The following is a 12179-nucleotide window of genomic DNA, read 5'->3' as shown; positions in this document are numbered from 1 at the left end:
ATTGAGAATCATTTACAATGTCATATTCACAACATCCTGAGCAACATTTTATCCATCGTACAGGATGGTTACGTGCCTCAGTCTTAGGGGCAAATGATGGCATTATTTCGGTAACAAGCCTTGTTATGGGAATGGCTGCCAGTGGTGCATCTACACACACATTGCTAATTACCTGTATTGCAGGCTTAATTTCAGGTGCAACCTCTATGGCTGCGGGTGAGTATATTTCTGTCAAATCACAAGCTGACATTGAGGAAGCCGATTTAAAATTTGAAGCTCAAGAGTTAGATCGCAATCCGCATTTAGAACTTAAAGAACTGACACAAATTTATATTCATCGCGGACTCTCACCTGAATTAGCACATGAAGTCGCAGTTCAATTGACGGCTAAAGATGCACTTGCAGCCCATGCTCGAGATGAAATTGGTATTGTTGATGCCACATCTGCAAAACCAATTCAAGCGGCACTGTATTCTGCCCTATCGTTTTCAATGGGTGCATTATTTCCAACATTATCCATTTTATTTACGCCTGAGCAATATATTGAATCATCAGTAATCATTGTTGGTGTGATTTCTCTTGCCTTACTTGGTGCATTATCGAGTTATTATGCAGGAACATCGTTATGGAAAGGCAGTTTACGTGTCACGATGTGGGGTATTTTAGCCATGGCTTTTTCAAGTTGGATTGGATCGTTGTTCCAAGTTACACCGCTTTAATACACTACGCCTTTTAAATAAAGACAGTAAAGCCCAGCACTTTCTGATTATTTGAGGCAAACAATATAAGCTCACCGATAAGGTATATTTAAAATACATTTTTTAAATAAATAACCAACATAATTTGCATATTACTAAAGGCTTGGGCAAAGTAATCCGATCAATAACAGGAGCAAGCGCATGTCTTTCGCCCAACAACTCGGCATTAAACACCCGATTTTACTCGCACCAATGGCAGGCGTTTCAACTCCGGAGTTAGCCGCCGAAGTATCCAATCAAGGGGGACTTGGTTCACTCGGCTTAGGCGCAAATTTTGTTGAATCTGCACGTAAACAAATTTTAGACACGCAAGTCCTAACCGACCATCCCTTTCAAGTTAATTTTTTCTGCCATGAATCTGTTGAATCTAGTGCTGAATCACAGCAACTTTGGATTGATTACATTCGTCCTGTATTTGAAAAATACAATAGCCCTGCACCGACGGAATTAAAATGTATTTATCCAAGTTTTAAAGATAATGATGACTTTCTCAATTTAGTTTTAGAAACCAAACCCAAAGCTGTGAGTTTTCATTTTGGCATTCCACATCCACATCAAATTACCAAACTCAAAGAAGCAGGTATATTAACTTTAGTATCTGCAACCAATCTTGCTGAGGCTCGTGCCATTGAAAAGGCAGGCATCGATATCATTATTGCTCAAGGTATTGAAGCAGGAGGACATCGTGGTATTTTCAATCCTACTTTTGATGCAGCGATTACAACTGCAGATTTAGTTCGATTGATCACTCAAAATTGCACTCTGCCCGTAGTTGCAGCGGGTGGTATTATGAATGGACAACAAATCAAATACATGCTGAACTTGGGTGCAAGTGCTGTGCAACTTGGGACAGCATTCGTCCAATGTAAAACTTCAAGTGCCAACTCTACTTATCGTCAAGCCTTACTGAATCAACCGATTACTCAAGTGACTGCAAGTATTTCAGGTCGTCCTGCACGCGGCATTATCAACCATTGGCAAATGGAAATTGATTTACCTGAACGTCCTAAAACTGCACCTTATCCTTATGCTTATGATCTTGCTAAACAGTTGAATGCTTTGGCTATAAAAAATGGCGATGTTGGTTATGGCGCTTTTTGGGCAGGTAGTAATGTCGCTCAAATTCGTGAACTTGAAGCAAGAGATTTAATTAATCAATTGATTTTAGAAATGAATCAAATATAAAGCATATTTGATGTAGTTATGCCTGATTAGAATTGGCTTTGGCACTCTCTTGTTCTACAAGCATATAAACCAAATCCAATTCTGGACATTCATAACCCATTGCTGTCATAGCAGCTGTAACCTGTCCACGATGATGCGTACCATGATTGAAAACATGCAATAAAGTTGGCATAAATGGTAACGTTAACTGTTCACCATTTACTCGGGTATAGCTTAAATTTCCGTGTAAACGTTCATGATCGAGTGTTTCAATAAAGGGAAGCCACTGATAAGACTTTAATCGTAATTGCTCTAAACTCTTATTTCGGTCTGCTTCAATAATATTATTGAGTTTTAAGCTTGGTGATATTCCCTGTGCAAATCGCGAATACCATAAATAATGTTCACCGAGTAATAAGTGATTCAAAGTTCCAAATATACTCTTAAAATGAAGCCCTACATCTTTATAAAAATCATCATCAGATACACTTTCTAAATTTTGACATAGCCGCTGAGTTGCCCAAATATTGTATTGCGCCATGAGCAATAAACTGTCTAAATCCATCTATTTTCCCTAACAAATTCTCACACTAAACTGATTCAACCATACGACAAAGGCAACTTTAATTTCTCTATATTTCAACTTATTTAGTATCGAGTAAATTCACTTGCTCAACTTGAACATCGCTCATAATGTTTCCTTCCGAAAGTAAATGATTGAAATACGCTTCAACCACTTTAGCCTGATCAGCAGTATTTTCAACCTTATACATACTTTGACGAAATTCATTACTCGAACGTAAGCCTTTGGTGTACCAAGCAATATGTTTACGTGCAATACGGCAACCTGAATATTCACCATAAAACTGATATAGCTCAGATAAATGCCCTAAAAGTACATCTTTGACTTCTTGAATTTCAGGCGTTGCTAAATGCTCACCTGTTTGTAAATAATGGGCAATTTCACGAAAAATCCACGGACGACCTTGCGCAGCACGTCCAATCATGACTGCATCCGCACCGGTATAATCCAATACATACTTGGCTTTTTCAGGGCTATCAATATCACCATTGGCGATGACGGGAATCGATAGCATGCTTTTAACGTCTTTAATCAAGCTATAACGTGCTGTATTTAAATACATATCTTCACGTGTACGACCATGCAAAGCAAGTGCTGCAATGCCTGCTTCTTCAGCACGTTTTGCAACGCGCATGATATTTTCATTACCATTCAAATAACCCAAACGTGTCTTTAAGGTTACAGGGACATCAACCGCTGCAACAACTGTATCTAAAATACGCGCAACCAAATCTTCATCTTTGAGTAATGCCGAACCTGCAAGCTTGCTACAGACTTTTTTAGCAGGACAACCCATATTAATATCGACAATTTGTGCGCCATTCGCCACTTGATAACGTGCTGCTTCAGCTAATTCTTGAGGCTCAGAACCTGCAATCTGTGCAGAAATAGGCGCAAGTTCGCCATCAAAATTTGCACGATACAAACTTTTTTTACTCATTCGTAAAGTTTGATCTGATGTCATCATTTCACTGACCGCATGCCCTGCACCAAAGTACTTACAAAGTGTTCTAAAAGGGCGATCTGTCACACCCGCCATCGGAGCAACGATTAAATTATTTGACAGTTGATACGGACCGATATACATATATATTCATACATTTTTTGACGATCATAGTATACTGCAACCTTGTTTCTGACTCACCCTTTTCTGGATGCGTTTTCATCATTATGAAAAAATCTGTACATCGTAATTTATTCGTTCGTAGCAGTGCTTTGCTTGCACTGACAATCAGCATTGCTGGCTGTGGTAATGGTTCATGGTGGTCTAATGATGACGAGCCAAAACTAGAAAGTGATCAAATCAGAAAACTCATTCCCTCTCGGGTTAATGATCGCTCGTCTTGGGCAAAAGATATTTACGCAATTACTGAAGAGTTAAAAATTCCACGCAACAAAGAGAATATCTGTTCAATTATTGCTGTCGTCGATCAAGAGTCGAACTTTATTGCCAATCCTAATGTTCCCGGTCTAGGTGCAAAAGCGGTTAAAGAAGTCAGTAGTCGTTTACAAGAAAAATTTGAAGATAAATTAGGTACGACCATTGGTGCACCATTGGCAGGCTATTTTCAGGATGTCTTAAAAAATCAACCATCACCTGAAAATAATTATTTAAAGCAAATGAGCAAAGTCAAAAATGAAAAAGAGCTCGATGTATTATATCGAGAAATTTTTGCTTATATGTCAAAGCATTATCACGTAAGTGCATTAACAGGTGCTGCCAAATTGGTTGGGCAGGATTTTGCCGAAAAATTAAATCCAATTACGACTCTGGGTTCAATGCAAGTCCATATCAACTACGCCAAAGATAATAAGCGTAGCAGTATGAATATCAATGAATTGCGTGATGATTTATATACTCAATACGGCGGTTTATACTACGGGATTCATCGTTTAATGATGTATCCTGCAAATTATGACAAACCAATTTATCGTTTTGCAGACTATAACTCAGGTATGTATTCAAGTCGCAATGCAGCATTTCAAAAAATGATAGAAAAATCATCCGGTATCGATTTAGATCTTGATGGTGATTTGCTGTCCTATGATAAAAATGGCAATCCACGCGCCGCAACAACAACCACTGAAAAAGCCCTGCTCAATCTATTTGTACAAAATAATGTTTTAATTACGCCACGTCAGTTACGTAATGATTTAGAAAAAGAGAAAGAAAAAGGCTTTGAAAAAACACAGACTTATGCTGCTGTTTCTAAAATTTATACTGAAAAAACTCAAAAAGATCCTATTTATGCCATTATGCCTGAAGTCGTTATTTCAGGCCCTAAACTGAGCCGTGACTACAATACCAATTGGTATGCAAGCCGGGTCAATGGACGATATGACACATGCATGCAACGGGCAAAAAGAATATAAATCTCGCATTATTTGATTTTGATGGAACCCTGTGTAAAAAAGACAGTTTCACAGGATTCATTTTCTATGCTTTATCTAAAAGACATATTGTGAAGCAAGGTCTTAAAATACTACCTTGGATTCAAGCGTATTATTTAAATATTTATCCTGCCAACTCAATGCGCATAAAACTTTTTAATGCCATGTTTAAAGATGCTAAAGCTTCTGAAATACAAGATATTGCTGAGGAATATGCACATCAGTTGATGGGACAATTAGATGTCAAAATCTATCAACAATTATTAGATCACCAAGAACAAGGGGATGATGTTGTTCTCGTTTCCGCCTCTATTGATATTTATTTAGAAATTATTTGTCATCTTTTAAATATAAATTTGATTTGCACAGGTACTAAAATCATTAATGGGAAATATTCAGGTGACTATTCCACACCCGATTGCAGTTGCGAACAAAAAAAAATACGCATTTTAGAACGATATAATCTTGATCAATATCAAAAAATTTATGCCTATGGTAATAGTGAAGAAGATTTAGATATGCTTAGCCTTGCCGATTTCAAATATATGGTCGGAGAAGATCGAGTTTTACCCCAAATAGCGAAGGAAGAATTTAACTAACAATATTTATTTATGTCTATATTTTTAAAAATATATAGTATAAAAAACCCCACCAAAGCGAGGTTTCTATAACAGCTCACCAAGAATAATCAAAATGATTCATATAATTAAAAAATCAATAGATTGCCATATGATTACGATGAATCATTTCAAGTGAACGAGCTTCACCTAGCACTTGATGCACTTTATCTGATGATAAACCTTTAACAATTTCTGCAGAACGAGAACTAAAATTCACACGCCCAACTGCAATCCGATTACCTGCAATATCAACGCATTCTACTACATCACCACGTTCAAAATGCCCTTCTACAGCTTTTACACCCACAGGCAATAAACTACGGTGATTTTCTTTAATCGCTTTTACAGCTCCGTCATCAATAACCAAACGCCCTGCTGTTTGCAAATGTGCTGCAAGCCATTGTTGATGTGCTGTGACGCGGTCATCATCGGTTATAAAGAACGTACCGAGCAATTCACCTGACATTAAACGTGAAAGTACATTGTCACTTTCACCACTTGCAATGAGCGTTGGACAACCTGACTTTGCTGCCAAACGTGCAGCACGAACTTTGGTCAGCATACCACCACGACCAAACTTACCGCCGCCGCCCGCCATATCAAACAGTGTTTCATCCATCGCACGAACCGTTGAAAACAATTTCGCATTGGGATTTGAACGTGGATCTGAGTCAAACATACCCTGCTGATCGGTCAAAATAATTAACAAATCGGCATGGACTTGACCTGCAACCATCGCAGCTAAAGTATCGTTATCTCCAAAGCGAATTTCATCTGTGGAAACAGTGTCATTTTCATTGATAACAGGAATCACACGCCAATCAATTAAATTTTGTAATGCATCACACGAATTTAAGTAACGGCGACGATCTGCTAGATCATCGTGAGTCAATAAAACCTGGGCCGTTTGAATAGCATGTTGCTCTAACACACTTGACCACGTATGAATCAAGCCCATTTGCCCAATAGCCGCACAAGCCTGAAGACTTGGTAGATCGGTGGGTCGGTTGTCAAGCTTCATACGAACCATACCTTCAGCAACCGCACCTGAAGACACCAAAATAATTTCATGTCCTACACGATGTAAATCGGCAATTTGTTTTGCCCAATGCGAAATTGCATTGAGATCCAAACCCTTGCCATTTGCTGTAAGTAATGCAGATCCGATTTTCACAACAATGCGTTTTAACGCACCAAGCTGACGTTGCCCATCCACCACTTCTACCATTTTGCCCTCAGTTATCCTTTTCCAAAGCCTTCACCTTTAAGAGTATTGACCTGAAAATTAACGTACGTAAAACACTTCCATATCGCCGTCATCACCATCATCGTCTTCATCTTCGTCGTCTTCACCTAAAATACCTTCTAGGCGTTGTTGACGGCGCATCAAACGATATGCTTCTTTCGCTGCAAGTGTTTGTTCACGTGTTTCAGCTTCAAGCTGATCACGGAATGCTTTCACTTTTGCTGCATATTCAGGATCTTCAGCTTCTAACTCATGTTGTTCTTCAATCTGATCCATCAAGTAATACACAACATCTTTTGTTCCTTCAAAGGTTAAGCCTGAAGTTTTAAAAACAGGTCCTTCCCATTTGAGTTCATCCAAAATGTGCTGACACCATTCGTCACGTGTATCATCTGCGAGTTGATCGACTTTATTCAAAACTAAAACAATCGGCAACTGTGCCAAAGTTGGAGAGAATTTTTCCAATTCTGCCATAATTGCTTTTGCGTTATATGCTGGATCAGAGCCATCAATTGGCTGAACATCGACAATATGCAAAAGAATACGTGTACGTGCCAAATGTTTTAAGAAGCGAATACCTAAGCCTGCACCATCCGATGCACCCTCGATAAGCCCTGGAATATCTGCCATCACAAATGAACGATGACTATCAGCATCGACCACACCTAAGTTTGGCACCATCGTCGTAAATGGATAATCTGCAACTTTCGGTTTTGCTGCCGATACCGCACGAATAAATGTTGATTTACCCGCATTTGGCATACCTAATAGACCAACATCTGCAAGTACTTTCAATTCAAGACGAATTTCACGGAATTCGCCTTTGATACCATGTGTACATTTACGTGGTGAACGGTTAGTTGATGATTTGAAATGGGTATTTCCCAAACCACCATCACCACCTGCCGCAACCATTACACTCTGACCACTTTCCACCAAATCGCCGATAATATCGCCCGATTCTGTATCTACAATTGTTGTTCCCACTGGAACAAGTAACACTGTGTTGTCACCACCACGACCAGCACAGTTTGCACCGCGACCATTTTTAGCACGTTCTGCGCGGAATTTACGGGTATAACGAAAATCGACTAGGGTGCTCGTGTTCTCATCTGCTTGAACATAAACGCTACCACCACGGCCACCATCGCCACCATCAGGTCCACCGAATGGTACAAATTTTTCACGGCGAAAACTAGCTACGCCATTGCCACCGTCGCCAGCCTCTACGGTAATGACTGCTTCATCAACAAAGCGCATGTTGCCAATCCTCTAAAATCTTTAAAACCGCATATTCTGCCATATTTTGAAAAATTTCTCGATAAGTATTATTCAACACAACATGAATTTCGCTTAACTTTTTGAATAAATACCTAAGATCGCCCTTCAATTTGTTAAATTAGATATAATTTGATTATTTTCCAAACTACAATTAAACTCATGGGCAAATAAAGTAGCAAATTTTAAAATCGAATTTTTTGATTTTTTCTCATATACTTTTTGAATTTTTCAAAAGCAATATAATCGTTTATTTAGGAAATATATTCTATTGTCTATTGTCCAAATTAGTGCTGCGCTCGGACCTGCAGAATGTGAACTCGCTGTAAAGCTCACCCTACAAGAAATATTAAAAGACGCTAAAAAACATCAAATATCCTTCGATATTTTAGAAGAAAACAGTACTAAATATGGATATTCTTCTGTTCTTTTTAAACTTGAAGGCACATCTCCCGAAAAATCTACGCTTTGGCTCAATACTTGGCTTGGTACGATTCAATGGACATTTCAAAGTAAAATTCGACCTAATCATAAACGTAAAAATTGGTTCGTTGGCATAACTGAATTTGTGCAACCTAAACAACTTCCTCAAGATGATGCTATTGTTTTTCAGGCTTGTCGAGCATCAGGTGCTGGTGGTCAACATGTCAATACGACAGATTCTGCTATACATGCAATTCATGTTGCAACAGGTATCAGCGTAAAAGTCATGTCTGAGCGTAGCCAACATGCCAATAAAAAAATAGCTAAAGAACTCTTGGCCATGAAAATACAACAACAATTAGATGCGCAACATGAATCACAAAAAAATAAGCAGCATCAACAACATGCACTTATAGAAAGAGGCAGTGCAATTCGTCAATTTAAGTATTAGCTATATTCACATAAAAAATAAAGGTAGATGATCACCGAGTGGCAAGCACTTATCATATCTACCTATATGAAAATTAACAATTTTGAATAATTAAAAACAAATATTTAATCTTAAAATAACATTATCACTTCAATTAAATTTTTCTGTAGCTTTCTCATTTCAATGCATTTTTATTTTCTAAAATTTCAGGCAGACTTCTTTCAACCCAAGTAATTAAATAATTTAATTTTTCCGCAGCTTGTGCACCTAAAATTGTCAATTGGTACTCAACTTTTGGCGGAACAACAGGATAAACAGTTCTCAAAATAAAACCATCTTTTTCTAAAAACTTAAGTGTTTGTGCAAGCATTTTCTCACTAATACCTTCAATACGTTGCCTTAGCTCACTAAAACGATGCACCCCATCACTTAAGCAACGTAAAACTAACACCGACCATTTATGAGTCAAATGCTCTAAAATTTCACGAGAAGGACATTCTGTCGACAAAACTTGACCCAACACTGTACTTGAAGCATATGTACTCATCAATTATCTCCTAAAGGTAATAAACTTACTTTTCGGTACGTACTTACAATTTGTAAGTTATCAGATTAATATTTCCTCATCAAGTTTCTTTTATGCACACAAAGTACAGAGGTCAAAATAATGAAAATTGCAATTACAGGTGCAACAGGACAGCTCGGTGAACTCATCATTCAAGCTTTGTTAACTCATATACCTGCGGACAATATTGTCGCTTTGGTACGCAATAAAACCAAAGCTCTTAAGCTTAAACAACAAAATATTGAATTACGCCATTTCGATTATGACTCACCTGAAACTTTAGCTCCTGCACTTATAGGAATTGATAAATTATTACTGATTTCTGCCAATGAAATTGGTCGACGTACAGCACAGCATCAAGCCGTGATTGAAGCCGCGAAAAATGCAAAAGTACCTTATATTGCCTACACAAGTTTACTTCGAGCGAATACTTCATCTTTAGGCTTAGCACAAGAACATCGTGAAACTGAAGCCCTCATTCAAGCAAGTGGTTTAACCTATACATTTTTGCGTAATAATTGGTATAGCGAAAACTATATTGCAGGTGTAGTTCAAAATGCAGCATCAGGGCAATTATTCAGTGCTGCGAAAGATGGAAAAATTAGCTCTGCATCTCGTACTGATTATGCTGAAGCTGCTGCAATTGTTTTAGCATCCACAAATCATGACAATAAAACCTATGAACTTGCAGGTTCCGAAAATTTCACTAAACTTGATTTAGCTAAATTTATTGAAAAGGCTTCAGGAAAAAAAGTATCACGTATTGAACTGAGTGCTTCAGATTTAACTCATGGACTTCAACAGGCAGGCTTACCTGAAACACTTATTTCAGTCATTGTTGATGCTGACATACAGACAGTTGAAGGTGCAATGTATAGTGAAAGTAAAGACCTTGAACAATTAATTGGTCACAAACCTATAACGATACAATCCCAAATAGAGGCATTATTTACAGTCGATTAAAACCATAATTTGCATTAATTTTAAATCTTTATTTTTGTATTTAATGATGTCGTAAATCTAAAATTTATAATAAAAAAGAGCTTCAATAGAAGCTCTTTTTTATACATCTTACAAATTATGCATTGGTTTCAGCAGGAACTTTAGGATAGCTTACGCCGCCCATTTGTTCAGCAATACGCAATACTTGACAGCTATAACCTACTTCATTGTCATACCAAACATACGCAGTTAAACGGTTACCCGTAGCTATTGTTGCTTGAGCATCAAATACGCCTGCTGTACGTGAACCAATAAAGTCAGAAGATACAACTTCAGTTGAATTTGTATAACCAATTTGACCTTGAAGGCTAGAGCTAATTGAGATTTGGCGAATATATTCATTCACTTCTTCACGATCAACTTCTTTATCTAACGTTAAGTTCAAAATCGCCAAAGAAACGTTCGGTGTAGGTACACGTACAGAGTTACCTGTCAATTTACCTTGAAGCGCTGGAAGTGCTTTCGCAACTGCTTTTGCTGCACCTGTTTCTGTAATCACCATGTTCAATGTTGCCGCACGGCCACGACGATCCGCTTTATGATAGTTATCAATCAAGTTTTGGTCATTTGTAAATGAGTGTACAGTTTCAACGTGACCATTTAACACTGTATATTTATCATGTAAAACTTTTAGTGTTGGTGTGATCGCATTTGTTGTACAGCTTGCAGCAGAGATGATTTTATCTTCATCAAGAATGTCAGTTTGGTTCACACCAAATACAACGTTCTTCATATCACCTTTACCAGGTGCAGTTAAAATCACACGAGCAGCACCAGGGCAAGCCAAATGCTGAGCAAGACCTTCGGCATCACGCCATTTACCTGTATTATCAATTACAAGTGCATTTTCAAGACCATAAGCTGTGTAATCTACTTCAGCAGGACTAGATGCATAAATCACTTTAATGAAGTTACCATTGGCAATGATTGCTTCATTTGCTTCATCAACAGAAATTGTGCCTGCAAAAGGACCATGAATTGAATCACGGCGTAACAATGAAGCACGTTTCTCTAAATCACCATCTGATGATTTACGTACAACAATTGCTTTCAAGTTTAAACCACGACCAAGACCCGACTGACCAATGATTAAACGTGCAAGAATACGACCAATACGACCAAAACCATAAAGAACAACATCTTTAGGTTCAACTTGTGCAGGACGACCCTCTAAAGATTGAACAGCTTGAGCAATAAATGCATCTATGTCGCCGCCTCTTTCTTTAAATTCAACAGCAAGTTTACCTAAATCAACTTCAGCAGAACCAATTGTTTCTAATTTTGCTAAAGCTTCCAAAATAGGAAAAGTATGGATAACAGAAAGCTCAACATCCATCATACGTGTACGACGGTGTGCTTTAAGAATTTGAATTACTGAACGGTTTACTAAAGAACGACCGTAAACAGAAGTCACAATATTTTTTTCACGGTACAATTGACCGATTAATGCGATCATACGCTCCGCGATTTCTTCACGGTTTTTCCAACGACCTTGATGCTCAGTATGTAGGGCGATGATAGTGTCTTTGCTCACAGATGCGTCCTCTATTTATGTAGATCTAAACTTAATTTCAAAACCCCACAATTGTACTAGAATTCAACTAAAGTTGATATCTAAACGGTTCATCTTTTTTATTCACCAATAAAATATTTGCCATTCAATTAAAGCTTAATATATGATTTAAAATATTATTAAAAAAATAGCCCAAATTTTCCGTC

The 12179-nt window shown here is 37.8% G+C and carries 12 protein-coding genes; 6 read left to right on the top strand and 6 right to left on the bottom strand.

The window, feature by feature from the left end; all coding sequences use genetic code 11:
• Window positions 1-17 precede the first annotated feature (17 nt).
• Entirely contained in the window at window positions 18-719 is a 702-nt protein-coding gene (locus ACK2M2_RS01740; RefSeq protein WP_419345928.1) for a VIT1/CCC1 transporter family protein, read from the top strand.
• 180 nt (window positions 720-899) lie between these two features.
• Window positions 900-1943: an NAD(P)H-dependent flavin oxidoreductase gene (locus ACK2M2_RS01735; RefSeq protein WP_419345927.1), complete on the top strand. Its 1044-nt coding sequence runs from the start codon at window positions 900-902 to the stop codon at window positions 1941-1943.
• A 16-nt stretch (window positions 1944-1959) separates the two neighbouring features.
• Here the strand turns inward: ACK2M2_RS01735 and ACK2M2_RS01730 are convergent, their stop codons facing one another.
• Complete coding sequence (locus ACK2M2_RS01730) at window positions 1960-2487, bottom strand: DinB family protein (protein WP_419345926.1); 528 nt, start codon at window positions 2485-2487, stop codon at window positions 1960-1962.
• 79 nt (window positions 2488-2566) lie between these two features.
• Window positions 2567-3592 (bottom strand): tRNA dihydrouridine synthase DusB, encoded by a 1026-nt coding sequence (gene dusB / locus ACK2M2_RS01725; RefSeq protein WP_409511919.1) that lies wholly within the window; start codon window positions 3590-3592, stop codon window positions 2567-2569.
• 83 nt (window positions 3593-3675) lie between these two features.
• On the opposite strand from dusB, the gene ACK2M2_RS01720 reads away from it, so the two are divergent.
• On the top strand, window positions 3676-4878 hold the full coding sequence (locus ACK2M2_RS01720) for a DUF1615 family protein (RefSeq protein WP_419345925.1): 1203 nt from the start codon (window positions 3676-3678) through the stop codon (window positions 4876-4878).
• Window positions 4851-5495: an HAD-IB family hydrolase gene (locus tag ACK2M2_RS01715; protein WP_409511917.1), complete on the top strand. Its 645-nt coding sequence runs from the start codon at window positions 4851-4853 to the stop codon at window positions 5493-5495. Before ACK2M2_RS01720 ends, ACK2M2_RS01715 begins: the two co-directional genes overlap by 28 nt.
• A 115-nt stretch (window positions 5496-5610) precedes the next feature.
• Here the strand turns inward: ACK2M2_RS01715 and proB are convergent, their stop codons facing one another.
• Together proB and cgtA are read right to left on the bottom strand one after the other, a co-directional pair.
• A complete protein-coding gene (gene proB, locus ACK2M2_RS01710; protein ID WP_409511916.1) occupies window positions 5611-6744 on the bottom strand; it encodes a glutamate 5-kinase in 1134 nt (377 codons plus the stop codon).
• A gap of 57 nt (window positions 6745-6801) precedes the next feature.
• Window positions 6802-8022 carry an Obg family GTPase CgtA gene (cgtA, locus tag ACK2M2_RS01705; RefSeq protein ID WP_409511915.1) on the bottom strand — a complete coding sequence of 407 codons (1221 nt, stop codon included), beginning with the start codon at window positions 8020-8022 and terminating at the stop codon, window positions 6802-6804.
• A gap of 289 nt (window positions 8023-8311) precedes the next feature.
• On the opposite strand from cgtA, the gene prfH reads away from it, so the two are divergent.
• Window positions 8312-8914, top strand: coding sequence for a peptide chain release factor H (gene prfH / locus ACK2M2_RS01700; protein ID WP_409511914.1), 603 nt, complete (start codon window positions 8312-8314; stop codon window positions 8912-8914).
• Window positions 8915-9068: 154 nt separating this feature from the next.
• On the opposite strand, the gene ACK2M2_RS01695 is transcribed toward prfH, so the two are convergent.
• Complete coding sequence (locus ACK2M2_RS01695; RefSeq protein WP_409511913.1) at window positions 9069-9440, bottom strand: winged helix-turn-helix transcriptional regulator; 372 nt, start codon at window positions 9438-9440, stop codon at window positions 9069-9071.
• A gap of 120 nt (window positions 9441-9560) precedes the next feature.
• Between ACK2M2_RS01695 and ACK2M2_RS01690 the strand changes: the two genes are divergently transcribed.
• On the top strand, window positions 9561-10421 hold the full coding sequence (locus ACK2M2_RS01690; protein ID WP_419345924.1) for an SDR family oxidoreductase: 861 nt from the start codon (window positions 9561-9563) through the stop codon (window positions 10419-10421).
• Window positions 10422-10536: 115 nt separating this feature from the next.
• Here ACK2M2_RS01690 and ACK2M2_RS01685 read toward each other — a convergent pair whose 3' ends face one another.
• Window positions 10537-11994, bottom strand: a complete 1458-nt coding sequence (locus ACK2M2_RS01685; protein ID WP_419345923.1) for a glyceraldehyde-3-phosphate dehydrogenase — start codon at window positions 11992-11994, stop codon at window positions 10537-10539.
• Between the last annotated feature and the right edge of the window lie 185 nt (window positions 11995-12179).

Source organism: Acinetobacter sp. TY1, from assembly GCF_048551395.1.
Taxonomy (GTDB): domain Bacteria; phylum Pseudomonadota; class Gammaproteobacteria; order Pseudomonadales; family Moraxellaceae; genus Acinetobacter.
Note: the sequence above shows the minus strand (reverse complement) of the source record. Positions and strands in the feature narration are given on the sequence as shown.

Excerpts from the sequence above, each read along its gene's own strand:
- ACK2M2_RS01740 (WP_419345928.1), top strand. The coding sequence starts at position 18 with ATGTCATATTCACAACATCCTGAGCAACATTTTATCCATCGTACAGGA.
- ACK2M2_RS01735 (WP_419345927.1), top strand. The coding sequence starts at position 900 with ATGTCTTTCGCCCAACAACTCGGCATTAAACACCCGATTTTACTCGCA.
- ACK2M2_RS01730 (WP_419345926.1), bottom strand. The coding sequence starts at position 2,487 with ATGGATTTAGACAGTTTATTGCTCATGGCGCAATACAATATTTGGGCA.
- dusB (WP_409511919.1), bottom strand. The coding sequence starts at position 3,592 with ATGTATATCGGTCCGTATCAACTGTCAAATAATTTAATCGTTGCTCCG.
- ACK2M2_RS01720 (WP_419345925.1), top strand. The coding sequence starts at position 3,676 with ATGAAAAAATCTGTACATCGTAATTTATTCGTTCGTAGCAGTGCTTTG.
- ACK2M2_RS01715 (WP_409511917.1), top strand. The coding sequence starts at position 4,851 with ATGCATGCAACGGGCAAAAAGAATATAAATCTCGCATTATTTGATTTT.
- proB (WP_409511916.1), bottom strand. The coding sequence starts at position 6,744 with ATGGTAGAAGTGGTGGATGGGCAACGTCAGCTTGGTGCGTTAAAACGC.
- cgtA (WP_409511915.1), bottom strand. The coding sequence starts at position 8,022 with ATGCGCTTTGTTGATGAAGCAGTCATTACCGTAGAGGCTGGCGACGGT.
- ACK2M2_RS01695 (WP_409511913.1), bottom strand. The coding sequence starts at position 9,440 with ATGAGTACATATGCTTCAAGTACAGTGTTGGGTCAAGTTTTGTCGACA.
- ACK2M2_RS01690 (WP_419345924.1), top strand. The coding sequence starts at position 9,561 with ATGAAAATTGCAATTACAGGTGCAACAGGACAGCTCGGTGAACTCATC.